This is a genomic window from Acinetobacter sp. YH12052, assembly GCF_013419835.1.
Lineage (GTDB): Bacteria > Pseudomonadota > Gammaproteobacteria > Pseudomonadales > Moraxellaceae > Acinetobacter > Acinetobacter amyesii.
Window position 1 is genome coordinate 1 of the sequence record NZ_VOZI01000009.1, and the last position, 26,630, is coordinate 26,630.

The 26,630-nt window shown below is 40.2% G+C and carries 25 protein-coding genes, 10 pseudogenes and 1 other annotated feature; of the genes and pseudogenes, 3 read left to right on the forward strand and 32 right to left on the reverse strand.

Annotation, left to right across the window (positions count from 1 at the left end):
- Nucleotides 1-123 precede the first annotated feature (123 nt).
- The 5 genes and pseudogenes from FTU06_RS17095 to FTU06_RS08085 all read right to left on the reverse strand — a co-directional run.
- Nucleotides 124-252 (reverse strand): annotated as a pseudogene (locus FTU06_RS17095) (RHS protein); the annotation flags it as partial.
- Between the two features lie 21 nt (nt 253-273).
- On the reverse strand, nt 274-672 hold the full coding sequence (locus FTU06_RS08070) for a hypothetical protein (protein WP_078193991.1): 399 nt from the start codon (nt 670-672) through the stop codon (nt 274-276).
- Nucleotides 672-1,394, reverse strand: a pseudogene (locus tag FTU06_RS08075) (RHS repeat-associated core domain-containing protein); the annotation flags it as partial. The pseudogene FTU06_RS08075 and the gene FTU06_RS08070, both read right to left, overlap by 1 nt.
- A gap of 102 nt (nt 1,395-1,496) precedes the next feature.
- On the reverse strand, nt 1,497-1,994 hold the full coding sequence (locus tag FTU06_RS08080; protein WP_180064263.1) for a hypothetical protein: 498 nt from the start codon (nt 1,992-1,994) through the stop codon (nt 1,497-1,499).
- Complete coding sequence (locus FTU06_RS08085) at nt 1,995-2,381, reverse strand: hypothetical protein (protein WP_180145959.1); 387 nt, start codon at nt 2,379-2,381, stop codon at nt 1,995-1,997.
- A gap of 121 nt (nt 2,382-2,502) precedes the next feature.
- Between FTU06_RS08085 and FTU06_RS08090 the strand changes: the two are divergent.
- Nucleotides 2,503-2,661 (forward strand): annotated as a pseudogene (locus FTU06_RS08090) (integrase); the annotation flags it as partial.
- A gap of 168 nt (nt 2,662-2,829) precedes the next feature.
- Here the strand turns inward: FTU06_RS08090 and FTU06_RS08095 are convergent.
- Both FTU06_RS08095 and FTU06_RS17100 read right to left on the reverse strand, forming a co-directional pair.
- Nucleotides 2,830-3,186, reverse strand: a complete 357-nt coding sequence (locus tag FTU06_RS08095; protein ID WP_180145962.1) for a hypothetical protein — start codon at nt 3,184-3,186, stop codon at nt 2,830-2,832.
- The gene (locus FTU06_RS17100; protein ID WP_180145965.1) at nt 3,183-3,377 is read right to left on the reverse strand and encodes an HNH endonuclease; all 195 of its coding nucleotides are present in this window, start codon (nt 3,375-3,377) and stop codon (nt 3,183-3,185) included. Before FTU06_RS17100 ends, FTU06_RS08095 begins: the two co-directional genes overlap by 4 nt.
- Nucleotides 3,378-3,495: 118 nt before the next feature.
- On the opposite strand from FTU06_RS17100, the gene FTU06_RS08105 reads away from it, so the two are divergent.
- Entirely contained in the window at nt 3,496-4,536 is a 1,041-nt protein-coding gene (locus FTU06_RS08105; RefSeq protein WP_180007371.1) for an IS481 family transposase, read from the forward strand.
- A 227-nt stretch (nt 4,537-4,763) separates the two neighbouring features.
- Here FTU06_RS08105 and FTU06_RS08110 read toward each other — a convergent pair whose 3' ends face one another.
- From FTU06_RS08110 to FTU06_RS17110, 9 genes and pseudogenes are all read right to left on the reverse strand, one after another.
- The gene (locus tag FTU06_RS08110; RefSeq protein WP_180007372.1) at nt 4,764-5,432 is read right to left on the reverse strand and encodes an Imm43 family immunity protein; all 669 of its coding nucleotides are present in this window, start codon (nt 5,430-5,432) and stop codon (nt 4,764-4,766) included.
- A 178-nt stretch (nt 5,433-5,610) separates the two neighbouring features.
- Entirely contained in the window at nt 5,611-6,015 is a 405-nt protein-coding gene (locus tag FTU06_RS08115; protein ID WP_180007373.1) for a hypothetical protein, read from the reverse strand.
- Nucleotides 6,016-6,418: 403 nt separating this feature from the next.
- Nucleotides 6,419-6,833, reverse strand: a pseudogene (locus FTU06_RS17105) (RHS repeat domain-containing protein); the annotation flags it as partial.
- 25 nt (nt 6,834-6,858) lie between these two features.
- Nucleotides 6,859-7,365 (reverse strand): hypothetical protein, encoded by a 507-nt coding sequence (locus tag FTU06_RS08125; RefSeq protein WP_180007377.1) that lies wholly within the window; start codon nt 7,363-7,365, stop codon nt 6,859-6,861.
- A gap of 10 nt (nt 7,366-7,375) precedes the next feature.
- A pseudogene (locus FTU06_RS16850) lies at nt 7,376-8,179 on the reverse strand (RHS repeat-associated core domain-containing protein); the annotation flags it as partial.
- Between the two features lie 37 nt (nt 8,180-8,216).
- Nucleotides 8,217-8,672: a hypothetical protein gene (locus tag FTU06_RS08135; RefSeq protein ID WP_180092387.1), complete on the reverse strand. Its 456-nt coding sequence runs from the start codon at nt 8,670-8,672 to the stop codon at nt 8,217-8,219.
- Between the two features lies 1 nt (nt 8,673).
- Nucleotides 8,674-11,189: pseudogene (locus tag FTU06_RS08140) on the reverse strand (RHS repeat-associated core domain-containing protein); the annotation flags it as partial.
- Between the two features lie 80 nt (nt 11,190-11,269).
- Nucleotides 11,270-11,737 carry an SMI1/KNR4 family protein gene (locus FTU06_RS08145; RefSeq protein ID WP_180145968.1) on the reverse strand — a complete coding sequence of 156 codons (468 nt, stop codon included), beginning with the start codon at nt 11,735-11,737 and terminating at the stop codon, nt 11,270-11,272.
- 14 nt (nt 11,738-11,751) lie between these two features.
- A pseudogene (locus FTU06_RS17110) lies at nt 11,752-11,862 on the reverse strand (HNH endonuclease); the annotation flags it as partial.
- A gap of 115 nt (nt 11,863-11,977) precedes the next feature.
- On the opposite strand from FTU06_RS17110, the pseudogene FTU06_RS08155 reads away from it, so the two are divergent.
- Nucleotides 11,978-12,767: pseudogene (locus tag FTU06_RS08155) on the forward strand (integrase core domain-containing protein).
- Nucleotides 12,253-12,369 (forward strand) — a sequence feature (AL1L pseudoknot). (Overlaps the previous pseudogene by 117 nt.)
- A 40-nt stretch (nt 12,768-12,807) precedes the next feature.
- On the opposite strand, the pseudogene istA reads toward FTU06_RS08155, so the two are convergent.
- The 16 genes and pseudogenes from istA to FTU06_RS08235 all read right to left on the reverse strand — a co-directional run.
- A pseudogene (gene istA / locus FTU06_RS08160) lies at nt 12,808-13,485 on the reverse strand (IS21-like element ISAba8 family transposase); the annotation flags it as partial.
- An 84-nt stretch (nt 13,486-13,569) separates the two neighbouring features.
- Nucleotides 13,570-13,695 (reverse strand): annotated as a pseudogene (locus FTU06_RS08165) (transposase); the annotation flags it as partial.
- Between the two features lie 34 nt (nt 13,696-13,729).
- On the reverse strand, nt 13,730-14,164 hold the full coding sequence (locus tag FTU06_RS08170; RefSeq protein ID WP_180096412.1) for an excinuclease: 435 nt from the start codon (nt 14,162-14,164) through the stop codon (nt 13,730-13,732).
- 17 nt (nt 14,165-14,181) lie between these two features.
- Complete coding sequence (locus FTU06_RS08175; protein WP_227515218.1) at nt 14,182-14,544, reverse strand: hypothetical protein; 363 nt, start codon at nt 14,542-14,544, stop codon at nt 14,182-14,184.
- A 57-nt stretch (nt 14,545-14,601) separates the two neighbouring features.
- A complete protein-coding gene (locus FTU06_RS08180) occupies nt 14,602-15,834 on the reverse strand; it encodes a beta-ketoacyl-ACP synthase (RefSeq protein WP_127799697.1) in 1,233 nt (410 codons plus the stop codon).
- A complete protein-coding gene (locus tag FTU06_RS08185; RefSeq protein WP_005090831.1) occupies nt 15,834-16,559 on the reverse strand; it encodes a 3-ketoacyl-ACP reductase FabG2 in 726 nt (241 codons plus the stop codon). Before FTU06_RS08185 ends, FTU06_RS08180 begins: the two co-directional genes overlap by 1 nt.
- Nucleotides 16,556-16,993 (reverse strand): 3-hydroxylacyl-ACP dehydratase, encoded by a 438-nt coding sequence (locus FTU06_RS08190; protein WP_180003139.1) that lies wholly within the window; start codon nt 16,991-16,993, stop codon nt 16,556-16,558. The genes FTU06_RS08185 and FTU06_RS08190 overlap by 4 nt, the downstream gene beginning before the upstream one ends.
- Nucleotides 16,990-18,186, reverse strand: a complete 1,197-nt coding sequence (locus tag FTU06_RS08195; protein WP_168369540.1) for a beta-ketoacyl-[acyl-carrier-protein] synthase family protein — start codon at nt 18,184-18,186, stop codon at nt 16,990-16,992. Before FTU06_RS08195 ends, FTU06_RS08190 begins: the two co-directional genes overlap by 4 nt.
- Nucleotides 18,179-18,736, reverse strand: a complete 558-nt coding sequence (locus FTU06_RS08200; RefSeq protein WP_168369541.1) for a DUF3261 domain-containing protein — start codon at nt 18,734-18,736, stop codon at nt 18,179-18,181. The genes FTU06_RS08195 and FTU06_RS08200 overlap by 8 nt, the downstream gene beginning before the upstream one ends.
- Nucleotides 18,726-20,027: an NAD(P)/FAD-dependent oxidoreductase gene (locus tag FTU06_RS08205; RefSeq protein ID WP_168369542.1), complete on the reverse strand. Its 1,302-nt coding sequence runs from the start codon at nt 20,025-20,027 to the stop codon at nt 18,726-18,728. The genes FTU06_RS08200 and FTU06_RS08205 overlap by 11 nt, the downstream gene beginning before the upstream one ends.
- 18 nt (nt 20,028-20,045) lie before the next feature.
- Entirely contained in the window at nt 20,046-22,370 is a 2,325-nt protein-coding gene (locus tag FTU06_RS08210) for an MMPL family transporter (protein ID WP_180003140.1), read from the reverse strand.
- Entirely contained in the window at nt 22,345-22,986 is a 642-nt protein-coding gene (locus FTU06_RS08215) for an outer membrane lipoprotein carrier protein LolA (protein ID WP_168369544.1), read from the reverse strand. Before FTU06_RS08215 ends, FTU06_RS08210 begins: the two co-directional genes overlap by 26 nt.
- Nucleotides 22,987-22,993: 7 nt before the next feature.
- Complete coding sequence (locus FTU06_RS08220; protein WP_005012597.1) at nt 22,994-23,413, reverse strand: thioesterase family protein; 420 nt, start codon at nt 23,411-23,413, stop codon at nt 22,994-22,996.
- A 9-nt stretch (nt 23,414-23,422) separates the two neighbouring features.
- Nucleotides 23,423-24,955, reverse strand: a complete 1,533-nt coding sequence (gene hutH, locus FTU06_RS08225; RefSeq protein ID WP_168369545.1) for a histidine ammonia-lyase — start codon at nt 24,953-24,955, stop codon at nt 23,423-23,425.
- A gap of 5 nt (nt 24,956-24,960) precedes the next feature.
- Nucleotides 24,961-25,875, reverse strand: coding sequence for an acyltransferase (locus FTU06_RS08230; protein ID WP_168369546.1), 915 nt, complete (start codon nt 25,873-25,875; stop codon nt 24,961-24,963).
- Between the two features lie 17 nt (nt 25,876-25,892).
- Nucleotides 25,893-26,627 (reverse strand): glycosyltransferase family 2 protein, encoded by a 735-nt coding sequence (locus tag FTU06_RS08235; RefSeq protein WP_168369547.1) that lies wholly within the window; start codon nt 26,625-26,627, stop codon nt 25,893-25,895.
- Between the last annotated feature and the right edge of the window lie 3 nt (nt 26,628-26,630).

The window sequence follows — 26,630 nt, forward strand, 5'->3', positions numbered from 1 at the left end:
TCCAGATTTAAATCCAATAGAAAATATGTGGTCACGAGTCAAGGCGATTCGAACTAAGTTTAGAGTTAAAGATATTGATAAATTATTTAAAGATTACTGTAATGATTTATTTGGTATTTAGCTATAGTGTTTAGTGGCTTGTTCCGTTGACTCATAAGCCAGTGTGTCACCATCCCATCCATAGATGATGTTATGTTCATCACCTGTATGATGGTGCTTACTACGTTTTTGAATACGGCGACCTAATGCATCTCAGATTTGAGCTAGTACACTTTAATTTATAAGAAATATTGCCAATTCTTCTTCATGATAACTTTCAATAATCCATTTTTTATTTTTATCCACAATCCAAAAATCCCAATCCTCATCAAAAATACTGTCTAAATTTTCGAGAATAAATGCAATTTCGCAAATAATTGAATATTTATTTAAGTTAGACCAGAATATTTCCACTTTTTCATAAAGTGGTTTATCAATAAGAAATTCACGTATTTTATTAAGTAAGAAATCTCTTTCATTCTGAACAAGAAGATTAAGCTTATAAGTTTCTTTATCAATCACCCCATGACTTTTTATATTTAATCCTAAATTAAGAATTTCCTTTTCTAAATCTGTGGTTGTTAGCTCAACCGAGCCTAATAGTTCTTTTGAAATAAATGATGGTGTCAACATTAGGTATTCCTTTTTAAAAGAGTTATGAATGTTTTTTCGTTTCCTGGGAATTTTATAGCATAGCGTTTTCCACAGACACCTTTGCCTACGTCTACATTGATATGAGGACCTTTAATAGGATCATAATCCAATCTATATCGAACATATTCTTTTTTTGTAGCACTTATACCAAAAAAGCCTACCTTCTTCCCTTTGCCTTCGCCTAAGTTTCCAATTTGGTCTTGTCTTGTACCGGGAACTAAGGGTCCTATTAATTGTAAAGCTTCTTTTCGAGCAGCTTCAAATGAACCCGCTTGTTTAATAATTTCTGGTTCTCTTTTAGGTGTACTACACTCCTTTTTAGGAGCTAAACCTAATGGATCTACCCATCTAATTGAATTATGGGCATATTGATAAATATTATAACCACCTAACAATTTGATAGGATCACGACTTACAAATCGCCCCACATAAGGCGAATAATACCGATAACGGTTGTAATGTAATCCTGTTTCCTGATCGAAATACTGACCTTGAAAACGAATGTTGTTTGAAATAATTTCAGAATTTTCAAAGAAACTCGATTTAGCCTTTTCAGCCTTACATTCACCCCAAGCCTTATATTCAGCTTTCCAAATGATTGCACCTGTATGGTCACTCATTTCTTGTGCTGTGCCTAAGTGATCACAATGATAGAACCATACATCATCAAAGCCTTTGCTCTGTTTTGTGGTTTTCGATAGCAAATTTTGGCGTACGTTATATGAATTATTAAAATAAAAATAAGCTCAATGAAGCTATCATTGAGCTTTGTATAATTTGAAATAGCGTACTGATTTTAAATTTTATTGATTAGAAAAAACTACAATTTTCCCTTCAGGTAGATGACCATCCCATCCACACGGAAAACCACTATTTAAATATATTTCTAAAATTTCTTTCCAGATTGTAGGAAAATAGTCATTTGCATAACATTGAAATATTATACCTATATCTCTATACATCAACTCTACTATCAGACAAGCTTCACCCATTATCCATTTTTCTTTAGCTCCGTTAAATTCTTGATTTTCAAATCCAAAATAATTTTTTTGTTTTAGTTTATATTTAATCTGATCGTTCCATTCAAAGCTTTCTGGAAAAATATCGGGGGTATCAGTCACAGTTTCCCATTCATCAAAATCATCAAAACTGTCATTAGTCGCATAATCTATTCCTAAATTAGCATCAAAAATAATCTTGTAATCTTTTTCAGTACTAAACTTAGTATTATAAAAATTACCTTTTTCCAAAAAAGATATAAATTCAGCTGCACTTTCTACTACTTGATCCCAAGTCTTCATTTATTTTCCTCTCACGTGGTTGCTAACCGTATTCATCCAATCTTTTTCAACACCACCAGTACCATTAGGGTATGCATTGCCATACATTGTTTGCCCTCCTGCTTGCAATTGTTTTTTTAATGCCCCCTGAACCACAGCTAATTTCTTACACCTACCGACATTTGGTTTAAATCTTGCTGCAACTTTCATAGCGCCAATAGCAGCTTCGTTATATCCAGAATGATATCCAAAGTGTGTAGTTTTTCCAAAACCTCCCCCAGTTTTAAGTGGAACATTTGCATCTTTAGGTAAAGCAATTAATTTATTTACATTATGCACATCAAAATTTTTACACAATTTATTAACATCTCGTAATGAATCTGTGCTTTTTGGAATTATGTAGTGCACCTGATACCCTTCAGGTATTAGTGTTTTAGTTCTTATCAATTGGGACAATATTGAACTTAACAATCGAATTGTAATGGCTGCACTAACACGCAACCGTGCAGAAAAGGGACCAATTCCAAGTAATTTTGCTGCTGATAAAACCGATTACCCACGTAAAATCTATGAGAATGCACTCGTACATAAACTACCAGATGAGGTAGAAGCTGCTGACTTACGTGGAGCATATTTTGAAAAACGAAAAGGCTTAATGGCTGATTGGGCAGAATTTTGTAATGAATAAGATTTAAATGACATAAAATCAATAATTCTGCCTAAAATTGCTGAAGCATGAGTATATTCATTTGATTAGATAATAAAAAAACACAAAATAATTTATTGGCGCTGCTTGTGCAACAGAGCCAATTTATAACTAAAAACAAGTTAATCCTTAACTTAAATATTCTTTAGTTTATTGATCCTTAAAATCATCATTATCAATATAATAATTCAGTGCATCAATTAATTTCTCATTCGATACATCAGCATCTTGCCTAATGGCCAAGTCAACTACATCTTGAATATTCTGATCTGAACAAAAGTAATGAAAACCATTTGTAATAACAAATTCAGGGTAAACTTCGTTATCATTTTCATCGAAATCAATACTATTTCCAATGAATACCTCATCATGAATCTCTACATTATCGTTTTTAGCATATACTGCATAACAATATTCAAAGTCATAATTAGGCAATCTTTCTTTTTTCTCTTTTACCAAGTTTATAAAATCTTCGATTTTATAAACTTTATTTTTAAACATACTCATAATGGACAACCTGTTGCTTGATCTAATTTACCTTGTCTTCCTGGTTTTCCCCCACCCCATTTATCACGACCACCAGTGCCATCTGGATGATATATACCATGATTATTAGCATGGTCTCCTCTATCAACCAAATTGAGTAAACCACTTTGATCATTATGATGCCATGTTAACCCAGGAGGGCTATTACTCATATTCGGTGATTTTAACCTGTATTAGTTCAGATCTGATCAGACATTGATCTTGAAAAAGAGAAAGTTACCCGTTTTTTTAAAGGTGTCGAAATCTTAATCAAACAAAGGTAACTTTCTTATGTTACATACTAACAATCAAATCATCAAACACAAAGTAGGTTTACTCAATTTGGCTGAAGCACTTCAGAATGTGTCTAAAGCTTGTAAGGTGATGGGTGTTTCTCGAGATACTTTCTATCGCTATCAAGAGTTAGTTCAGTCAGGTGATGTCGATTCACTCATCAATAAATCCCGACGAGTACCGAATCTAAAAAACCGCGTGGATGATACTACAGAACAAGCTGTGATTGATTTCGCAATCCAATTCCCCGCTTATGGTCAACACCTTACCAGTAATGAATTACGTAAAAATGGTGTATTCATTTCAGGTAGTGGAGTTCGATCTATTTGGCTTCGCCACGATTTAGAAAACTTTAAAAAGCGACTGAAAGCCTTAGAAGCCAAGGTGGCTAAAGATGGAATTGAGTTAAATGATCATCAGATTGCTGCGCTTGAGCGTAAACATGAAGATGATGTTGCTTGTGGTGAAATAGAAACACACCATCCAGGGTATCTTGGAGCGCAAGATACATTTTACGTTGGCAATCTCAAAGGTGTTGGTCGAATTTATCAACAAACGTTCATCGATACCTACAGCAAAGTTGTGCATTGCAAGCTTTATACAACGAAAACACCGATTACAGCAGCAGATTTATTAAATGATCGCGTACTCCCGTTTTATCAATCACAGGATCTACCTATGCTGCGTATTCTGACAGACAGAGGCACTGAATATTGTGGCAAAGTGGAACAACATGATTATGAGCTGTATTTAGCCATCAATGATATTGACCACACCAAAACAAAAACTGCTTCCCCGCAAACTAATGGGATCTGCGAGCGTTTCCATAAGACGATCTTGCAGGAATTTTATCAAATTACCTTTAGGAAGAAGCTGTATAGCACATTAGAGGAATTACAAGCTGATCTAGACGTTTGGCTGAAATTCTATAATACTGAACGAACTCATCAGGGAAAAATGTGCTGCGGTCGCACACCGCTAGAAACATTACTTGATGGAAAACGAATTTGGGCTGAGAAAAATTTAGCCCAGATTTAACCTGACAGGCACACTAAAAAATGGGTAACTGTCAGATCGGGTTTGAGCTAGTACAAATTAGGTCGCCCTCATACCCAAGTTGTCTCTTAAATTTGGAATACTTGGGATAGTTTTATCTTCCTAATCTTTATGCAACAAAGCCTTTTACAACCTCCAATGGTACTATTATTTTTAAAGGAAGTTAATAATATTCATATCTGTTTCTAAAATTACAGTTTACAATATCATTAGATCGGCCACACATATTCATTCACTTCATTTTCTTCTAAAAACATGACAGTAAAATCATCTGAATTTCGCCACTTTGCTGTTGAAACATCGTCTATTCTTATACCATTACACTCAACTTTTTCAATTTCATTTTTAACAGTTTCACTTATAAAAAAAGTATCTTGTGCTGAATCCATATCATAAATTTTAAAAATATTTTCTTTCAAACTATCTAATAAATAAGCTTTTTCTAAAATCAAGTAATCTTCATTAAGTTGATAATTAGACTTATTTGTATCAATTACATCAATATAATTTAACAGATTATTAAATCTAAAAATAAAGTATTCATTTTCATCAATTATTTCTAATTTTTCATCCACTACTTCTACTTTTAAAAAATCTGTACTTATATAATTTTGTAATATCCGTTTAAAACATTCACTAACAATATAAATATTTTTATTAATATTTCGAAAAGATATTTTCGTGTTCTTATTTTTTAAAACAAAAACTCCTTCTTTAGGCAACTCACAATTGTTACTAGTCTTATAGTTATACCAAGGTAAAGACCCATGCTCAAAATCTGAGCTAACCTGTTCTTTATTCATATATAAAATTGAATCTTCAATAAGTGAAATTGGACAAACTTCACTTTGTGTTGCACTTAAAACGAAATAATTCATATTTATTCTATCCTGATGTTGTAATGGTTAAGTAAAATTGAAGTAATAATCGTTGTTTCATCCATAAACAACTCATCCATATTTACAATTTCACCTAATCCAGCACCATTTCATCATTGATTTTTATTCATTATCACTTTGTAATAGATAATAGTTAAAACCATTCAGACAAAGAATATTAATTATGAAGTAACTCTATATTTATCTTATCTAAATTTTCACACGGTATAACCACTCTAAAACTGCCCACGACTTTGAAAATTTTTTTAAATTTGCTTACTCTTAGACCATAAGCACAACAATTTCCTTCTTTCATTTCATATATAAAATCACCAAAATCCGTGGCTGGAATATAGATTCCATTTTTTATGTCTAATTGATTATCTATATCTTCAATTGATAAAAAGCATATACCGTCACTTTTGCTTGAAAAGCTATTAAAAAAATTTTCAAAAGGAAAAGTTAGTCGAATAGTCTTTCCAAGATAATCATGAGCAATGATTAAACTTACTTCATTTTCATCACAACTCAAACTCAATAATTTTGAATCGTCACTATTTTCAATAATTTCAAATATATTCATGGGCAACCTTGAGCCTTTTTATATTTACCATGAAAATCATCTACCATACCTGCATTTTCAATTTTATCTTTCATAAATAAGTGCCCCTTCTTCCCTCCGACATCATAGTTCAAATGCGGGAATGTAGAAGTACCAACACCTTTACCCCAATCACCATGATTCCAATATACCGACTCACCTTTGGAATTCTTCCAACCATTCCACTGACCTTTTTCATTATAGGTTCTAACCGCACCAGGTCCTAACATTTTGGCTCCAGCATTCATCGCATCATTTTTATTATTATACAAATAGTCATCTTTTCTAGCATCATCTGCACTTACCTTTTTCCCAGATGCTCCAATACAATTTATTAATTTTTTTGAATTCTTATTTTTTGCATTAACAGGTAAGGTTTTAGTTCTACTCCTTAAGCCTAAAGGATCTATCCACTCTACACTATTAGGTGCATATACGTATAAATTATAGCCTCCATCTAAACTTATAGGGTCTTTGGATATAAATCGTCCAACATAAGGCGAATAATAACGATGACGGTTGTAATGCAAACCCGTTTCTTGATCAAAATATTGACCTTGGAAACGAATGTTATTGCTGATGATCTCAGAGTTTTCAAAGAAATTCGATTTAGCCTTTTCAGCCTTACATTCACCCCAAGCTTTATACTCAGCTTTCCAAATGACCGAACCTGTATGGTCAGTCATTTCTTGCGGTGTACCTAAGTGGTCAAAGTGATAGAACCAGACATCATCAAAACCTTTGCTTTGTTTTGTGGTTTTCCACAATGGATCACGATGTACACTATCGGGTTTATCTGATCAACCAGCGGCTTGAATGAAATTATCATTTAAAATCTAAAAACTGCATTTCTAACTTATTTTCTTCTACTAATTTTACAAATTTTTCAGTAACCATATAAATGTATGGTTTAGATTTATCTTTTAAGATAAAAGTTGAATCTATGTTCTTAGTTTCTATTATTTTTTCATCATCATCTAATATATTCACAGTATTTTTGATATATAACGCATAAATATCTGACTCAGTATTATTAACTAAACATCTAAAGAAATCACATTCTGAAGCTAATTCATCTTTCAACTTTTCATAAAAATTTTTCGAAAATAATAAAATACCTGAAGCAGAATAATAAAAGTCAGTATTTAGTATTTCATCTAAATTACCTTCAAAGTCATTATCATATGTCATATTGATTCTAGGATTCTTTAGAAATCCTGTGCTACTATCATTAAACTTAAAATAGTCAACAACTTTGTCTTGATTTCCTTTTAAGTAAAAAGAAAAATCTCGATCTACATGTTCGGATGGATAAATTGTGTAAAAATTCATAATTTTAGTCCTATTTCTTTTTCAAAGGTAATGCGCAAGTATAAATACCATTTTTCGTCCCTGCTCTCAATTCTCTTTGTAAATTTAACACTTCACTTTGATATTTTCTATAATCCCAATTTTGCCCACGGGATCTTGCTTGTATTGCATCCAGTTTTCTTTCAACTTTTCTATTATATTCTGCATGCTCTGAAGTCCAACCTCGATGTAAACCAAGCTTTTCATTTTTATCAATTCCTTCACATACAGGCATGTACATAAGGTTAGACGATCCATTAATATTCATTCCTGATTTAGCAAAAATTTCATGGTCTTTCAAAGAATAAGGGATAATATGTTGGCGCTGATATCCTTGTTTTGTTGGCATGTGCTTATCGCCTGGCATGCGATTTTGTTTTCCTCTCGTACCATAAAGACCGTAAGGATCAACCCATCCATTAGGATCTGATACATAAACAAAAGTATTAAACCCACCTAACAACCCAATCGGATCTTTACTTACATATCTCCCCACATAAGGCGAGTAATAGCGATAACGGTTGTAGTGAAGTCCTGTTTCTAAATCGAAATACTGACCTTGGAAACGAATGTTATTACTAATGATTTCTGAATTTTCAAAGAAATTTGATTTAGCCTTCTCAGTCTTACACTCCCCCCACGCCTTATATTCAGCTTTCCAAATGATTGCACCTGTATGGTCACTCATTTCTTGTGGTGTGCCTAAGTGATCACAATGATAGAACCATACATCATCGAAGCCTTTGCTTTGTTTCGCAGTTTTCCATAATGGGGCACGATGTACGCTATATGGTTTTCTGACCAATCAGTAAACCGAAGTAAAAGTATTATAATTAATTAATGGGTCTTTCCCAAATTGCAAAACCTTGCCATCCTCCTGTAATAATTTTTTTCGTATCAAAACAATATAATAAATAATCCTCATTATCTAAAAAATTTGATTTTTTAATAATTAAATCAAAAAAATTAAAATCAAATAAAATAGTATTTTTCTTATTATAAAATAAAAAAAACAGTTTATTATTATCAGTAAACCACTTTAAATCATCCAATGCTTTTTCAATATCAGTATAGTTTCTATACTTTTCACTTATTTTCAAGTCATTATTAAAATGAATTACTTTATTTTCATTTTTAGAAATATAATTCTCCCAAATTGATTCGCTAGGTATAACGTCAAAAAATTGAATAGAATGTAAAATATCTTTATCAACATTAGATGATTTTAAATCTTGATAGATTATATACAATCGCTCTTTAGATAGATTATATAATTCTTCTTTATTCATTTTATTCACCTTTTCTTAATGGAGGTACTGCACCTTTACTATCAAAGAAAATATGCCCCTTTCCACAATTGTTTGCACTCTTAGCTTTTTTACTAAAATCTTTCCATTTTAAATGATCTAAATTGTTATGCGGTGCGTTATTAGTCGTCGCTTCTGAAGGGTGAACTTCATACCCTTTAGTATATCCAACTTCAGTATATCTAGGCATCTTGTTCATGTTTCCACGGGCATCAGAAAGTAGTTTTTTTGCATCATCAATATCACTCACTAAGAAATTTGTATTACCACCATTTTTCATAGATTGAACCGCTTGCATCCATTGTTTTGTACCTGGCTTTATTAAAGTTAAGCCTTGTGCAGAAGATTTTAAAGTATTCGTCAAACTGCAGACAACACCAGTAGGTTCCGAACTCTGCTGTGGTTTTGGCTTTTTAGGTGCTAATCCAAGTGCATCAACCCAAGTAATTGGATTTATTGAATATGCATAAATATTCATCCCACCAGACAATCCAATCGGATCTTTACTTACAAACCTTCCCACATAAGGCGAATAATACCGATAACGGTTGTAATGCAATCCTGTTTCTTGGTCGAAATACTGACCTTGAAAACGAATGTTGTTTGAAATAATTTCTGAATTTTCAAAGAAATTCGATTTAGCCTTTTCAGCCTTACATTCACCCCAAGCCTTATACTCAGCTTTCCAAATGATCGAACCTGTATGGTCAGTCATTTCTTGTGGTGTACCTAAATGGTCACAATGGTAGAACCATACATCATCAAAGCCTTTACTTTGCTTCGTAGTTCTCCACAATGGATCACGATGCACGTTATACGGCTTGTCTGACCAATCAGGCGTTTGGTGTAACTCTATTGGGCTTTGATAGACCGCTTGTAGCATAGGTACAAAACTGTCTTTTTCGTAAATGTAATGTTTGGTGGCGTGTTCCGTTGACTCATAAGCCAGTGTGTCACCATCCCATCCGTAGATGATGTTATGTTCATCCCCCGTATGATGGTGCTTACTACGTTTTTGAATACGGCGACCTAATGCATCATAACGATACTCTGCAGTATATTGGCTGTTTCGGCTTTTGATCATTCGCCCATACACATCCCACTCAAGGTTTAAATCACCTTGCGTAGATTTTTGTCGAATGAGTTGCCCGTATGCATCATATTGGTATTGTTGGTCGAGATATTCTTTCACCACGTTATTGACTAGACGGTTGTAGCCAAAGCCTTTTTCTTCTGCTTGTTGTTGGTGGCTTTGGTCATGATTTTGCGCTTTATCATCATTGTAACGATCTATGATGTTACTAGCAGGGTCAAAGTTAAAGGTCTCTTTACCGAGTTTACTGCTTGCTTCAAGTAAACGTCCTACAGGATCGTATTTGTAGGCAATGTTACCACGTCGTGTATCCTTGATCGCAGTCAATTCACCTGTTTTATCGTATTGATACAGTCGTTGAATCAATTGACTGGTCTGTTGCAGCGCATTGTTCTGTTGGTTATTTTTTTCTTTGTACTGGCTTTGGTAGCCATTGTCATGTTCATTGAGCATGATTTGGCTGTGTAAGCGTCCTACAAGGTCAAACTGTTGTTCTGGGCTGATGCCATTGGCATAGTGGCGAACTTTTTCACGATGTAGGTCATCTCGCTCAAAGCTAACAATGTCTTGACCATTGACTATCAAACTATGTACATGCCCCGTACCATAAGTCAGGCAATCTATATTCTGTCCATCAGGTCGAATGGTTTTGATTCGATCATTGATTTCATCGTAGCTGTGTTTCCACACTGCTGTTTTATTGGTTTTATAATCTTGATGATGTTCACGAATCACATTTCCCGCAGCATCGTAATACCACTGTAGATTGCTATCGCTGTTTTTAGCTTGAATAATATTGCCATTGCTGTCGTAAGCAAATTCCTCAACCAGTTTTTGTTCTAAGTCTTGTTCAACATAGCCATAGCCTGCGGTACGTTGTTCCAAACGTCCCATACTGTCGAATAGAAATTTTGTATGCGATCTTTCGGTGCTGCACGATCTCGAAGCTCTTGTCCATGTGCTGAAGCCACTTCGATACTGCTAGCGAGATTGCCATCAGTTTCATCATATTTGTAAATGGTTTCTTTGCCATCGAAGTCAATTTCTTTGATTAAGCGACTCGCCACATCATAGAAGAATTCGTAACTTGCACCATTTTCATTGGTCAAGCGTTTTAAGCAATTGAGCTTATCCCACTGGTATTTCAATTTATGGTTCAATGCATCGGTACGTGACAGGATTAAACCTGCTTCATCGTATTCATAGCGTGTCTGATGTTGTTTCGGATCGATATGGACTAATAAACGTCCTTCAGCATCATGAACAAAATGTTCAACTGCACCATCTGCGTGTTTAATCTTTTCCAGTTGTCCAAAGGCATTCAGTGGTAAACCTTTAATGATTGGCTCGCGTTTTTCTGTGGTGAGTTCAGTATAGAAATATTCAACTTTTTGTTTTAAGATATTTTAAATTACAATGAAATACCCTTTATAACCATATGACTTTAGGTCAAAAAGTTGTAAACCTTTATCATGCTCATTTTAAGTTATTCATCAGGATCATAAAGTTTATCTAAAAATTCATTAAATGAATTAGCGACTTTAACCATGTTGTATGGTAATCCATCGTCTTTTTCAGGTTCATCTTCCAATTCATGATCTTTGTAAAAAATTTGACCATAATTATTTTGGCTAAGTCCAATCAAAAAATAATTACCTGCAGGAGTAATTGCTATTGTTAAATAGCCTAAAGGTAATTGCCAACTTAAATCCTCATGATTTGAACGTAACCCATAAGAAGTGTCTATCGAGGCCTCATAAAATCTTTTTATTTTATCACCACTTTCTGTGCCATCTGGTAATGTGAAATCTATTTCAGATTGTAACGGTTTCCCACCATTAAATTTTTCTAAAAAAGATTTATATTGAATAGGAAGTTCGACATTCAATTTTTTTTCTAAATGATGAATTTCATTTTTGTCCAATAAAGGACCGTCTTTTATCATTTCAAACATAATAACCTCTAATACTATTTTTTTCTTGCTTCAGAAGCACCACCAGTGTGGGTAAAAACATTGTGAACCTTTTCATCTACTAGCTCCATTGTTTTTGTATCTCCATGATGATGCCAAGTTAAATTATCTGGGGAATCATCTGGCCAAGCCCCCCCCTTGGACCTTTGCCTCTCTTACTGACACCATATACTGAACCGTACCGGGTTTGTCGGAGACTCAGTATTCTGAGAGAATGTTCCGATGACCAAATTAAAATATACCCCTGAAATCAGAGAAAGAGCGGTTCAATTATTGATTGAATCTGAAAAAGACTATCCATCTAATTGGGCTGCGATCACAGCTATTGCGCCTAAGATTGGTTGTACTCCTGAAACACTTCGTGCTTGGCATCAAAAGCATTTAGATGAGCAAAATCCTATCAAAGTACAACAGATCTCTGATCAAGAAAAAATGAAGCAAATGGAACGTGAAATCAAAGAATTAAAGCGTGCCAATGAAATTCTGCGTAAAGCAGCCGCTTTTTTCGCCCAGGCGGAGCTCGACCGCCCACACAAATAATGGTGGATTTCATCCATAACAATAAGGCGTTATATGGTGTTGAGGCGATTTGTAGGATTTTACCGATCTCAGCTTCGACCTATTATCGGACTCTAGATCTCTGTGATGAGAAGCATTGCACGATCGAGGCATGCCAAAGAATGTGATTCATCATTCCGATAGAAGTGTTCAATATCTTTCTATTCGCTATACCAATCGTTTTGAAGCAGCAAATTTACGAGCATCAGTCGGTACAACGGGTGATTCATACGATAATGCTTTGGCTGAAACGATGAATGGCTTATACAAAACAGAGGTGATTGAATATCTAAAAGCAGATTGGCAAGGTTTAGCAGATGTACAACTTGCGACACTAAATTGGGTAGATTGGTTCAATAAAGAGCGTGTACATAGTGCACTAGGTTATGTATCGCCTTTTGAGTTTGAAGCAATGTACTATGATAAGGTTAACACGTTAGGTCAGGTGGCCTAACTTAAATAAAAAAGTCTCCGACAAACCCAGTACGGTTCAGTGCACGGTAGGGCTTACATACGCGAGGACGAAAGCTGTATTTCTTGGCGCAGTCGAGCAGTTTGGGATTCCATTTATGCTGCCCCTCCTGATAGGCATCCCGTTCAATCATGATCGTTTTAGCGTTATCAAACAGGATTTCTTGAGGTACTCCTGCAAAGAACTGAAATGCATTTTCTAGACCATCGATCCATGCATCGGTACGTTCATGATCATAAAATTTCACGAAAGTCGCTCTGGAATACCCTAATGTTGCGACAAAGGCTTTTAAAGTCGTGTTGTTACGTCGAATCGTGGTGAAATCCACTTGCATTTGTTGGCCAGGTTGGGTTTCAAAACGAATGATCGGTTCCGGTTGAGCAACTGGTTTTAATGTTGCAAGATATTCCCTCAAGATCCTGATCTTTCCTGGATATCCCAACCCTAAAATTTCCTGGTAGAGCACAACAGCAGGAATCCATTCAGGATGAGCTGCGTTTACACGTTGGAGTAAATAGGGTTTATATGGGTCAAGGATACTTATTCTAGGCTGTATACGCTGATACTGAGGTGTGGTGTTTTGCCGTAAATATTTACGTACGGTATTTCTGGATACCCCCAGTTCACGACTAATGGCTTTAATAGATTTACCTTGCTGATGAAGTATTTGGATTGTCACTGCTTGCTCCAAAGTTAACATGTTGAGCAGTCCAAAATGACCGCTATATTAACCAAGGGGGGCAGTTTTTAAATGCCATTAGGGGGTCATTTTTACACTGCCGCTAACAATGGTGACCGGCGCTTGATCGGCATGCAGCACCTGCTGTTGCAGCACCACCTCTTTTAAAGCATTGGCCAAAGGTTCCAGTTCCACACCGCAGCGACCAATCCAGTCAGATAAGGTCTTTCTCTTGTTTCTAGAAAGACCATGCTATCAGACCATATTAGAACTTTACTAAGTCACCTTTTAATGCCACCCCTGCTAATGCCGTACCTTTCGCACATTGGTAAGTCGTGGTGCTACGTGTTTCATTGGACTTATAGAAACTCACCAGATTGGTCACCGCATTGGCGCCTTTGGCTTTGGCTGTATTTTGAAATTGAATCAATGCCGAACGAAGTACATGATCACATGAACTTTCCGCAGATTTGGCAAAACCATTGGTCTTTTTATTGGTCACTAAGCCTTTTTCAATCACCTTACCGCCCGACTTGGTTCCCGCCAAATAAAATTTTACTGAACCATCCAAAACCCCATCAGCAACAGCACGGCTTACAGCTTCTTGGAAATTGAAATCATGCATTTGGTCAGCTGCATGTGCTGATGTAAATGCAGCTAGCCCCAGAATAGCTGTGAAGCTAAATTGCTTAATATTCATAGTAATTGCTCTCTTATTTAATTTAACGTTTTTGAAAGTTGTGTAAATACCGAATTATCTAAACGTGCCTTCCATGCCATCGCATTTTTATGAATTTTATTACCACGTTGATCGAGATTACGGCTACCTGTAATTTGTGAACTGACTTGATTACCTGAGATGAGATAGGTTACTTGTAAATAATGGCTACGACGGGTTAAACCCGCAACTACCTTTGTCTGATCTGCCTGTTCAACTACCCAACCAGTGCGCGCATTTTGCCCAACACCAAGTCGAATATTGTTCACAATATCAGCCGCAGTCGCATATTTTGCTGTCATTAATTGCCGCTGCGGATAATCAGAAATTTTTACAGTACTACAAGCTGTTAATCCCAGCATACTCACTGCTGATAAGATATATAGTGTTTTTTTAAACCCCATTTTTTACCCTCTGTTTCAGTTATGGTCTATATTATTTTTGAAAATTAATGATGTATTAATGCCACCAAAGGCAAAATTATTCGTCATAATAATTTTTGCTGACATCGGGCGAATATCACCACAAATATAATCTAATTCCGCACACGCAGGGTCAATGTTATCTAAGTTTAAAGTTGGCACGAATTGATTACGTTGCATCATTTCAATGCTGAGCCATGCTTCAATTGCACCACATGCACCTAAAGTATGACCAAAATAGCTTTTTAATGAACTGATTGGCTTTTGACCCAATATACGCACAGTTGCTTGTGATTCAGCAATATCACCCTGATCAGTCGAAGTGCCATGTGCATTAACATAATCAATATCCGCAGCAGTAAGCTGTGCATCTTTCAGTGCCAATTGCATACAGCGTCCCATCATCTCAGAATCAGGTCGCGTCACATGCTGACCATCAGTATTGCTACCATAACCGATGATCTCAGCATAAATAGTCGCTCCACGTGCTTGAGCATGTTCATATTCTTCTAAAATCAAACAGCCTGCACCTTCACCAACAACCAAACCATCCCGATTTGCATCAAAGGGACGCGGAGTTTTCTCTGGATGATCATTTTGAACGCTGGTCGCTAACAGTACATCAAACACAGCTGAACCCGCAGCGCTGAGCTCTTCTGCTCCACCTGCAATCATCACAGTTTGCTTGCCGTATTTAATCGCTTCATAAGCTTGTCCAATGGCCATCGAACCGGAAGTACACGCACTTGAGGTCGGCAGCGTTAAACCTTTTAGCCCAAAATACACCGTCATATTGACCGCGCTGGTATGTGACATCATACGAATGTAGGTCGTGGCATTGAGTTGACTCATATTATGCTCAAGCAACATGGTACCAAACTCACGCACAGCATCCACACTGCCCGCAGAAGAACCAAAAGCCACGCCTGCATCGCCACTTCTTAAGATATCAGCATGGAGTAAACCTGCGTCTTCCAATGCTTTTTCAGCACATACCGTGGACATTAAGGCAACACGCCCCATACCACGAGTAACTTTACGGTTAAAATGCTTCGGTACAGTAAATGACTCAACTGGACCAGCTAATTTACTACGTAAATCAGGATAGATCTCCCAATCGGGCATATAGCGAATGCCACTTTTACCGAGTGTAAACTGCTCAAAAATTTGCTCTGCGGTTTCACCCAAAGAAGTAATCCCAGACATGCCTGTTACAACAACACGTTTCATTAGATCAGGCCTCCATTAATTGAAAGCACTTGGCGGGTGATATAACTGGCATCATCACTACATAAAAACTTTACCGCTTTAGCGACTTCTTCCACCTGCCCCATACGTTGCATCGGAATCATTTTCAAGGCATGTTCTTTGACTTCCTCTGTGACCATTTCGGTTTCTATCAAGCCCGGAGCCACACAGTTCACCGTAATTTTGCGTTTTGCCAACTCTAGTGCCAATGCTTTGGTCGCACCAATTAAGCCTGCTTTGGCAGCACTATAATTGACCTGACCACGGTTCCCCATAATTCCAGACACTGAAGATAATGTCACAATACGTCCACCCTTTTTCAAGCGGATCATTGGCATCATCAATGGTTTCAACACATTATAAAAACCGTTCAGAGAGGTCGAGACCACGTCATCCCAGTCTTCATCAGTCAGTGCGGGGAAAGCACCATCACGGGTTAATCCTGCATTCAGCACTGCACCGTAAAAAGGACCATGCTGTGCTATATCTTGCTCTAAAATAGCGGCAATTTTTTCACGCTCATTCACATCGAACATCAGTACATGACTGGCCTGTCCAAGCGCTTGAATTTCCTGAGCCACCGCTTCGGCCTCAGACTGTCTTGAACGGGCATGGACCGTGACATCAAAGCCTGCCTTTGCCAACTCCAAAGCAATCGCTTTACCTATCCCACGACTCGAACCCGTGACTAAAATTCTTCTGTTCACACTAATTTTCCGATGATTTCATTCATATTTTCAGGCTCAAATACGCTCAACATGGCGCTGAACCGATGTTCTTGATATTCAATTTCACAATGAAACTGCCCCAAACCCTCGTGCAGATAACTTTGTTCTACTCGAATCCGCACGGTTGTGCCCAAACTAAAATAGGCACAAGGCAACTGCATTTTACGCGTTCCCAATAAAAAGCCAATTTTCGGTGGCCAACCCTTGGTTTGCCCTTTATAGCCTGCATAGGCACTAATGGTCTGCGCCATCAGCTCAATACTGCTCCATGTGGGCAAGCCATTTGGCTCACAAAACATCAAATCAGCTGTGATATGAAGTTCTGCAATCGCAAATGTATCATTGGCTTCAATCAAATGACTCACGAAAACCATCGGTTTCGCATGTGGAATAAACTGTACTGCGTCCATCATGACAAAACCGTCCCGAAAATTAAACTGATGTTGCTCCCACCAAAAGCAAAAGAATTACTCATCGCATAGCGAATCGGTGCAGCTAAATGCGGTGTAAACACATAATTTTGCCCAGCCAAAGCATCGTCCAATTCACCTGCATGATGCAGCGGCAACCAAGATTGATCTAATAAAACCTGCTGGCAAATAAAGGCTTCGATTGCACCCGCCGCCCCCAGACAATGTCCCGTTTTATGTTTGGTGCTACTAAGTGCAACTGGATAATCTGCAAAAACAGTCTGCACCGCCTTAATCTCCATCACATCATTTTGCGGTGTAGAAGTCCCATGCAAATTTAAATACCCAATATCGCCTGCTTCAAGCTGTGCCATATCTAAAGCTTTTTGCATCGCCTCCGCAGCCCCTCGTCCTTCTGGATGCGGTGCTGAAATATGCCATGCATCCATTGACTCACCACTCGACAGCAACATCACAGCTGCAGGTGCTTTGGACAGTAAAAATAGTCCTGCAGCTTCGCCAATATTGATGCCGTCACGGTTGGCACCACAGGGCTGACAAATTCCGCTCGATAAGCTTTCTAAACTATCAAAACCATTTAAAGTCAGCTTGCACAAGGTATCGACTCCACCGACTAAGACAGCATCGGCCAGATCTGCATTCAGCAGACGTTGCCCCGCCGCCAGCGCTTTAGCTGCCGAGGAGCAAGCGGTAGAAATGGTATAGGCAGGCCCTTCCCAGCCCAAATACTGTTGTAAGGCTTTCGCTAAACTGCCCATTTCTTGCTTTTGGTGCTGTACAGACTGCGGTACAGACTGTTGAAACTGGACTTTTAAGACAGGCTCATTATCTGCGATGCCTGAGGTTGACGTGCCGATAATCACAGCAAGACGTTGTTTAGCAAACTGTGCTGTATAAGCATGAATTTCAGTTTCAATGTGCGCCAAAGCCGTCAGGGCAAAGCGTAGATTCCGTGAATCTGCACTGCTCAAGCTTTCAGGCACTGCTTGAACCAAGGCTTGATCCGATGCACCGACCCAGACCGAACGCCCCGCGATCAAATCCTCTCGTTGTGACAAAGTATTTTCTGTGCTTGTTAAGGCATGCTGAAGCTCAGTGGCATTTTGCCCCAAAGCCGACAGCGCCACACTGAACTGAATACCCATGGCTGAAACATGCTGTAGATTTTTAGTCATGATGGTCACCTTGATCATCTTCTAAAGTATTGCTCACCGTGCTGATCACCATTTGATAAGGCACTTGCAGATTATCCAGTTCAATTGCTCCTTCATTTTGCTGAATTTTCAACACGGGTTGCTGCTGTATATAAATGGTATCGTCTTTCTGCACGACAGCATTTTGAGCAGTATGTAAGGCAGCAAAATTTGGATAAGTGGCATACAGAATATCACGCACCACATAATCAAAAGGCAACCGTTTCATTGGATCAATCCGCTGTTCAACTTCGACCTTTTGACCATCAAAACTGAGTTTAAACAACTGTTGCCCTGTGAGGCTGAGCGCTAACATATCAAGCGACTGCCCCCGTTGTTGCTGATACAGTAAAAAGCTGAAACTCTGGGTTTTCCACTGCACTTCGATTTGATCTTGACGTTGATAATTTTGCGCAGCCCACTGCGGGGTCGCGAGTCCCTGCGCCTTGGGAATCCAGCTTTGGCAGGCACTACAGAGCAGAGCACTGGCTAAAACCCAACTGACGGTTTTCAAACGCAGCTTAAGTTTCATCAGTCAACGACTCTTTTTGCGGTTGTTCTTCTCGGCAATATTCGGCCAAAGTGCTCAAGCGTTGCTTGGCATTACGATGAATCGGGTTGCTTGCATCCCACGCATAACCTGCCAGTAAGGAAGCAATCATACGGCGGATTTTTTCATCCTGATGAGTGGAGAACACCACATCCTGAAACTCCCCCGAATACCATGACTCGACATAGGCACGAAATACTTGAATGCCTTTACGTAGTGGCTTTTCATATTGCTCCATCCAGTCTACTGCCTGACCTTGCAGCACTTGCTCGACCAATGGTACGGCTAGACTGGACGATTTCAAAGCAATAGTCACTCCCGAAGAAAAGACAGGATCAAGGAACTCACCGGCATTGCCCAGTAGTGCATAGTTGTTGGAAGCCAAATGTTTCACATCGGCAGAGTAGCCCACCAAAGTACGGACAGAAGTATCATGTTTGGCGTGACGCAGTACATGTGACAAACTGGCATCATCGGCTAAAATACGTTTCTGCAAGGCCTCAAGGTCATAATCTGCACTGCCGTCATAACCATATTTTTCAAAGAAATCTTGCTCCGCCACGATGCCAAATGAAGAGCGCCCATCAGCAAAGGGAATCAGCCAATACCACGCACGATGATCTTTTTCATGCACAGTAATTAAAATTTTCTCACGGTCAAACTCAGGGTCATCCAACAAACCATCTTCAATATGGGTAAAGACTGCACGGCGCACAGGAAAGTCCGACGGGCTTTCTAAGTCGAGAAACTTCGGCAAAATACGGCCAAAACCACTGGCATCTAACAGGAACTTGCCTTGAATTTGGTAGCTGTTGCCTTGCTCATCTTTGACCGTCAAAATCGGCTGTGTGGATGTGACATCGACGGCCAAGACTTCATGGCCAAAACGGATGTCCGCGCCCATTTTTTCGGCTTGCTGTGCCAAAAGCTGGTCAAAGTTGGCACGTCGGACCTGCCATGTAGTGCCTGGGCCTTCACTAAATTTTTGGGTAAAGTCATAAAAACTACGCTGTCTGCCTCTTAAAAAAGCCGCGCCATTTTTAAACTGAAAGGCATATTCGTCGGCATGTGCACGCACCGTTTCCAATAAACCCGCTTCTTCTAAAAACACCATACACTGCGGCAATAAAGACTCGCCGATGGAAAAACGCGGAAAATATTGCTTTTCAATGACCGTGACTTGGTAACCTTTTTGGCGCAACAAAGCTGCAGCCGAGCTGCCTGATGGTCCCGCCCCAATAATTAAAACATCTGTCTGTTGCATGGTGCTCATTGCACTGTACCCTTTGACTCAGCTCTTTGGCTGATATTGTTGAACCACCACATGTTTTGCATCGGAGGATGTAAAAAGTGTGGCATAAATAAATGAAAAAATAACGCCCAGCAACACTGTTAAGCCAAAACTGTGAATGGCATAGGTATGACTAAAGGACAGCAAACCAAAACTAAAAAACGTCGACATCATGCACAGGAATAAAGCCATCCCCACCACCTGCGGATGATCATGTCCGTGGCGGTAGAAAATCGCATAGTCCACCCCAATCCCAATGATTAGGAAGGTACCCATAATGCTGAATAAATTAATCTCGACACCCAGCCATGCTTGAATCGCAAACGTGGTCATTAAGGCCATGCTGACAGGCAACACCAAAGGCAGAATGGATTTTTTGCCATATAGTGTCCCTAAGCCAATGGCTAAAATCACCAAAGCGCTGAGTAATAGCCACTGTGCCTGCTCACGGTGCTGTTTAAACAATTCAGACAGTTGATGAACGGGACGTAACAGTTGTACATCAGCATTCTCAAGCTGCTGTACGGCTTTGACATCATGCACATTTTGCAGCATCACCAAACGTTGTGTCGGACTCATCTGCAGAAAATGCAGAGGATGATCTTTAATGACTGCTTCGGTCAACAACGGTTGGTCTTTTAAATGGGCTTGCCAGTTTAAAACATCCGCTGCGTTGAGCTGTAGCGCTTGCGCATATTTCACTAAAGCTGGCTTGGGAATCGCCTGCAACATCGCGATATTGTGCTTCTGCTGCTCAAGCGAGGGAATCCACTGCCCTAAAGCTTGTACAGCATCCAACTTGCCAGCCTGTTGTAAGGGCGCAAGCTCTGCCAGTAGTTGCTGTTCGCGCTGCTCCAACTCTGCTGGGGTTCTGCCCTGTACCACAAAGTATTCACTGCTTTGCTGTTGCATAAAACGCGAACGAATATATTGATCTTCCTGCTTTAAGGTGGCATCCATACTTTGTAAATTACGGATGTCATCATTGCTTTTCAGCAAGGCGAGACTACTACCCATCACCAGTAGAATCAGTGCAATCATGCCATAACGCAGCGTATTTCGACTCTGCACATAACTGCGTGCTTTGCCAATAAAGCCCAAAGCACGTATCGCAGGTTCCGCATTCAGCGCAGGCAAACGTGGCAACAATAAAATACTGGTCACCCATGCGGCGCTCAGTCCAACCATGGAAAAGACCGCAATCTGCTTAAAACCCGGAAATGGGGTAAAACTCAGCACTACATAAGCCAACAATGTAGTCATCAAACCCACAAATAGGCTTGGCAATAATGGTTTTAAAACTGCAAATCCATCCACCTGTCGGTGCTGAGACTGCATGGCCATAAAGTAAAATGAAAAATCGACACAAACCCCTATCAGACTGGCGCCAAAGACCAGTGTCATCAGGTGAATTTCACCGAAAACCCAATACGTCACCGCAAAGGCCACCAGACTGCCGGTACCTACTGCAACCATTTCCGTCAGCATCGGGCGTATCGAACGGAAGCCAAACCAGACCAGTAGTAATATTCCGATGGTCGAACCCACGCCAATAGTCGAGATTTCCTCTTTGGCAGAATTGGTGCCAAACTGTGCAAACAATAACGTGCCTGTCCAGTGCGGTTTAACCTGCAACTGGTTGAGCTGCCGATTGATATTCTGAATAAATGCAGCAGTCTGCTCTTGGTAGGCAATGTTATAGGGACTGCTATTGAGCTGAAGCACCATCAGGCGCGAGATGCCCTGCTCATCACGAATGGTCGCAAAGCCCTGCTCTAAATTGATATCGGCATTATTTTGTAAGGCACTTAAACCCACTGCATAACGGGGAAACAGCAGCAAGGGATCTTGCTTGAGAATTTCAGCCGTGATTGGCATGCCCGGACTCATCAGTTGTAATAAGCCTTGCTCTGTCAGTGCGACATCATCCTGCTTCTGCACAATCTGTTGATCTGTCTTGGATAACAACCCCGCCTTATGTTGATACAGCGCTTGGGCAAATTGATCAGGATCAAGCTGCGGACGAACGGGTAAAAACAGCTGACTTTGGTCGGCTTGGGTTTTGAGTACTTGCGTTGCCTGTTCTAATTGCTGATCTGTTTTGGCATCCAACACCACAAAAACTTTGTCATTTAACTGCCGACTGACATATTGCTGTGCTTGTTCCAGATGAGCATCTTGATGGGCCTCAGGCAACAAAGCAAAAATATTGGTCTCAATCTTAATGCCTTTATTCAGCCAAGCCACGCCCAGTGCCAAAGCAATGACACACAACAGCAACAACCACAGGGCGCTAAATTTATTTTGCCAATTGGAAAAGCGCATTTTCCGCAGCCGTTAAAGTTTGAGGTTGAGCCGTTTGCTGGCTAAAACGAATGATGGTGCGATTATTGGCTTGTTCCAAAATCGTAATACGGTCCACATAACGCTGACCTTGCGCATCGACTTGGACAAAAAGCTTTTTAAATAGACTGCTTTTCGGCGTTAAGCTGACATTCCACTGCGTCGGACTGTAATTGGCAGACACCACGTTAAAGTTTTTAGCGAGTGCCGCTTCATTGCCCGACATCAACTGCAAAAACATCGTCGCTACAGAGCCATAAGGAGTCTTATCGACTTCAATTTGACTGGACGTGCGCTGCGTCTTTTGTACCAGCTTACGCGGTGTCACCACCAAATCGGCTTTGACTGGACTTTGAATCTGCCACAGCACCCCTTGGTTTTTGCTGAACAGCACCGTGCCTTTGGACACATAGGTTTTATTCAGAGCGGCCAGTTTTTTCTGCTGCTCAAATTGGGCACGCACCACAGGCGTTGCACCGAGCTGAGCAAACACCTGTTTCAATTCAGTATTTTGTGCATTCACTGCGGGAGCAAGCACAGTCATCATACTGGCTGTACACGCAACCAAAATCGGCTTAAAAAATTTGTATCGAATCATGCTTGCATTACTCCGCTTTAAATTCAGGCCATGCATTTAAACAGTCCAGCAACACCTGTGGTGACTGGAAGCACATTTCACGTTTTTCAATATGTACCGCCACTTGCGAGGTATAACCCTTGGTCAGCTTTCTGCCTGAAACTGCATCGAAAATCAGATATTCGATTTTTAAGCGATTTTCCCATTCTTTCAAAACGGCGCGCACACGAATTTTTTGCTCAAACTCAATGCCTTGTACATAACGCACATGACTTTCAATCACTGGCCATGCATAGCCCGAGTCACGCATTTGGTTATAGTTATAGTGAAATTGATCCAGCAATTTGCAGCGTGCAATTTCAAAATATTTTAAATAATGCCCGTGCCACACCACATTCATGGTGTCGACATCATGAAAAGGCACTTCAATGATTACATCAGCATGCATGCTCATTTCCTATGAATATTGAACAGCAATGCTGTCTAACAGTTCTAAATCCTCAAAGCGATGAACCAATGCCTGAAGCTCTTGTTGCAAAGGACGATCTTCCACTACATAGGTGAAGCTCTGAAGCACCCAGTGTTGAAATGCTGTTAAAACAGGGCTGAGTTCTGTATCTACCCCTTTGAGTTTGACCGCCTGAACCGCTGCACAGCTGAGTGCCGCAATCACTTGTTCAGTCAGGGTAATCACTCGACTGGCATCACGCGCAGCAATGGTACCCATACTGACTTTGTCTTGATTATGACATTCGGTTGAGCGTGAGAAAATCGACGCAGCGAGGGTTTGTTTCAAGGCTTCTGCTGTCCATGCCGAAACCCCAATTTGCACCGCTTTAAAGCCATGATTCAACGGCAAACGCTCAGGGCTTGAACCGGTTAAATTGCGCGGCAAACCATTGTTCATTTTATAGTCGACCAACTGCGCAAACTGACGATCCATCAAGTCAGCAATATTCGCGATCATAATTTTCAGGCTGTCCATGGCTTGGGCAATATGTCCGCCATAGAAATGTCCACCATGCAGTACCCGCAGGTTCACTGGGTCAATCAATGGGTTGTCGTTACTTGAATTCAGCTCATTTTCAATAAACTGACGCAGCCAGACTTTAGAATCTTCAAACACCCCAATCACATGCGGTGCACAGCGCAGTGAATAACGGTCTTGCAGGCGCGAACTTTGGTGTTCGGTCTGCACGTCACTGTTTAACCAGTCACGTAACTGAGCTGCAATATGTTGTTGTCCCGGATGTGGTTTCTGCGCAAACAAGACTTCATCAAAATGGCTTGGATTCCCTTCTAAAGCCAAAACATTCAGGGCGGTAATCAAAGTACTGGCAAAAGAAATCTGTTCGGCTTTTTTATAATTCAAACAGGCAATCGCGGTCATAACCGCTGTACCATTCATCAGGGCTAAACCTTCTTTAGGACGCATCACCAAAGGCTCCAAACCTTTTTCGGCATACACTTGTGCAATCGGTACGATCTGGTCTTGATAGTACACATCGCGCTCACCGACCAAGGCCCCAGCAATATAAGACAAAGGCGTCAAGTCACCACTGGCACCCACCGAACCTTCTGAGGGAATCACCGGAATGACATCTTCATTCAGCATCCAGACCAAACGCTGTAACAAGGCATGCGAAACACCCGAATAGCCGCGCGCCAATGAACATAAACGCACCACCACGACAGCACGTGCGGTAATTAAGTCTAAGTTTTGTCCCATGCCACAGCCATGAAAACGCGACAAATGTAGTGGTAGCTCATGCACTTGATGGGCCGGAATTTCAACCAAGCACGAGTCTCCATAGCCCGTGGTCACGCCATAAATGACGCCTTCGTCTTGCAACAGCTGATCGAGGAAATCTGCGCCACGTTGAATCAATGCTGTCCATTCAGCAGAGGCAGGCAATGCCACCTGTTTTTCTTTACGCGCTACAGCCACAACATCTTCAATACTGAGCGGAGTTTCCCCAACAATTAACACAAGACTTATCCTTTATTCCAAAAATTATAAAAATTAAACCATTGAAAGGGCGCGCGTATGCAATGCTGTTCCAAAAGTTCCACATACTGTCGTGTGGTCTGCTGCATGGCCTGTAAACGCTCTTTACGTGGCCAATTTAACTGCTCCGCCACTGGGTGAATATGCACTTCAAAATGTGTATCAACTCGATAGCAAAACACTGCCAGCACAGGAGCTTTCAACAAACTGGCCAAAATCCATGCACCTTGTGGCCACAGCGCCTGCTCACCTAAAAACGCAACCGATTGTACCCGATCTGACTGCACAGGTACGCGGTCTGCAGCCACAATCACCCATTCACCTTGATCCAACCTATCCTGTAAAATCAGTGCTGTTTCAATTCCCAACTCATCCACCGAAACCAAATTGACATCGGCATGTTCATTCAGCTTTTTTAAAAACTCATTGAATTTGGTGGCATGTTTTTGATAGACCAACACATTAATTCTCTGCGGATGCTCTGCTTTGACGGCACGAAGCAATTCAATATTGCCAAAGTGTGACACCACAATCACCGCACCTTTTTGATAGTGCGAACGAAAATGCGCATGACCATGCAGCTTTAAGTTCTGCTCAGGAATATGCCCGAGCCAGCCCTCAATTTTATCTAAAATACATTCGCCAAATTGCATCAAATGCGTATAGCTATGCCAAAGCTGCGGCTCAGCCTGAAACGGTGACTGTGCACCTGCAAAATGATGCAGTTTTTTTAAGTACAACAGAGAAGCCTGACGCGCGGTATTGGAAAAGAGCCAGTACCATAAAATCACAAAGTACAAGATGACCCGACACAGCCAGCGCCCACCCAAACGGTAGAAACCCAGCATCAGCATCAGCGGCAACATCCCGCCCCGCTCTTTCACGGCGCTCCATTTCTGCATATGCTTCTCTGACCGCCTTAGCCTTTAACTTTCTGATAAATCAGTTTGGGGAACCGCAGCAGCATGCCACCTAACAAGCGACTATGCGCGCGCGCCATGCCCAAATTGTCACGCCAAACATCAAAATGTGAAATGCCACCTTCAGGGTAAACGACATGCGTGGGCAAATTGATAAACGGCACATTATCCCATTTCAAACGCACCAAAATTTCCGAGTCAAAGCCCATCCGCGGTTGAAACTTGGCTGTATTTAGAATGTTCACCGTCTGCGCCAAAGGATAAACACGAAAGCCACACATGCTGTCTTTAATGTCAAAAGACAGACTGTTAATCCACACCCAAATATGGGTTGCATAACGTCCATAGAGACGTTTTTTTGGAACAGTCGCATCAAAGATCGGCTGACCAATAATCATGGCTTCGGGATGCTGGATAGAGGTGTCTAAAAAGCGTTGCACATCCTGCCAATCATGTTGTCCATCCGCATCCAGTTGCAAAGCATGGCTATAGCCACATTGAAAGGCATGCTTGAGACCCGTGATCACCGCCTGCCCCTTCCCTTGATTGTGGGTATGTTCAACCAAATCGACCCTTGGGTAGTCCTGCTCAAGCTGATGTAACACTGTTGTACAATCAGCATCACTGCCATCATTCACCATAATAATGGGTAACTCAAAAGCGCTTAAATGTGACAGTAACGCAGCCAAATAATGCGGATGGTTATACACAGGAATCACAAAGCAGTGTTTCATTTT

What these genes read in the sequence shown, in the direction of transcription:
- FTU06_RS08175 (WP_227515218.1), bottom strand. Translation starts at nt 14,544, where the DNA reads ATGCTGGGATTAACAGCTTGTAGTACTGTAAAAATTTCTGATTATCCG.
- FTU06_RS08210 (WP_180003140.1), bottom strand. Translation starts at nt 22,370, where the DNA reads ATGCGCTTTTCCAATTGGCAAAATAAATTTAGCGCCCTGTGGTTGTTG.
- FTU06_RS08095 (WP_180145962.1), bottom strand. Translation starts at nt 3,186, where the DNA reads ATGAGTATGTTTAAAAATAAAGTTTATAAAATCGAAGATTTTATAAAC.
- FTU06_RS08110 (WP_180007372.1), bottom strand. Translation starts at nt 5,432, where the DNA reads ATGAATTATTTCGTTTTAAGTGCAACACAAAGTGAAGTTTGTCCAATT.
- FTU06_RS08070 (WP_078193991.1), bottom strand. Translation starts at nt 672, where the DNA reads ATGTTGACACCATCATTTATTTCAAAAGAACTATTAGGCTCGGTTGAG.
- FTU06_RS08205 (WP_168369542.1), bottom strand. Translation starts at nt 20,027, where the DNA reads ATGAGCACCATGCAACAGACAGATGTTTTAATTATTGGGGCGGGACCA.
- FTU06_RS08170 (WP_180096412.1), bottom strand. Translation starts at nt 14,164, where the DNA reads ATGAATATTAAGCAATTTAGCTTCACAGCTATTCTGGGGCTAGCTGCA.
- FTU06_RS08195 (WP_168369540.1), bottom strand. Translation starts at nt 18,186, where the DNA reads ATGACTAAAAATCTACAGCATGTTTCAGCCATGGGTATTCAGTTCAGT.
- FTU06_RS08145 (WP_180145968.1), bottom strand. Translation starts at nt 11,737, where the DNA reads ATGTTTGAAATGATAAAAGACGGTCCTTTATTGGACAAAAATGAAATT.
- FTU06_RS08125 (WP_180007377.1), bottom strand. Translation starts at nt 7,365, where the DNA reads ATGAATTTTTACACAATTTATCCATCCGAACATGTAGATCGAGATTTT.
- FTU06_RS08080 (WP_180064263.1), bottom strand. Translation starts at nt 1,994, where the DNA reads ATGAAGACTTGGGATCAAGTAGTAGAAAGTGCAGCTGAATTTATATCT.
- FTU06_RS08180 (WP_127799697.1), bottom strand. Translation starts at nt 15,834, where the DNA reads ATGAAACGTGTTGTTGTAACAGGCATGTCTGGGATTACTTCTTTGGGT.
- FTU06_RS08135 (WP_180092387.1), bottom strand. Translation starts at nt 8,672, where the DNA reads ATGAATAAAGAAGAATTATATAATCTATCTAAAGAGCGATTGTATATA.
- FTU06_RS08190 (WP_180003139.1), bottom strand. Translation starts at nt 16,993, where the DNA reads ATGATGGACGCAGTACAGTTTATTCCACATGCGAAACCGATGGTTTTC.
- FTU06_RS08200 (WP_168369541.1), bottom strand. Translation starts at nt 18,736, where the DNA reads ATGAAACTTAAGCTGCGTTTGAAAACCGTCAGTTGGGTTTTAGCCAGT.
- FTU06_RS08115 (WP_180007373.1), bottom strand. Translation starts at nt 6,015, where the DNA reads ATGAATATATTTGAAATTATTGAAAATAGTGACGATTCAAAATTATTG.
- FTU06_RS17100 (WP_180145965.1), bottom strand. Translation starts at nt 3,377, where the DNA reads ATGAGTAATAGCCCTCCTGGGTTAACATGGCATCATAATGATCAAAGT.
- FTU06_RS08220 (WP_005012597.1), bottom strand. Translation starts at nt 23,413, where the DNA reads ATGCATGCTGATGTAATCATTGAAGTGCCTTTTCATGATGTCGACACC.
- FTU06_RS08215 (WP_168369544.1), bottom strand. Translation starts at nt 22,986, where the DNA reads ATGATTCGATACAAATTTTTTAAGCCGATTTTGGTTGCGTGTACAGCC.
- FTU06_RS08105 (WP_180007371.1), top strand. Translation starts at nt 3,496, where the DNA reads ATGTTACATACTAACAATCAAATCATCAAACACAAAGTAGGTTTACTC.
- FTU06_RS08235 (WP_168369547.1), bottom strand. Translation starts at nt 26,627, where the DNA reads ATGAAACACTGCTTTGTGATTCCTGTGTATAACCATCCGCATTATTTG.
- FTU06_RS08230 (WP_168369546.1), bottom strand. Translation starts at nt 25,875, where the DNA reads ATGCAGAAATGGAGCGCCGTGAAAGAGCGGGGCGGGATGTTGCCGCTG.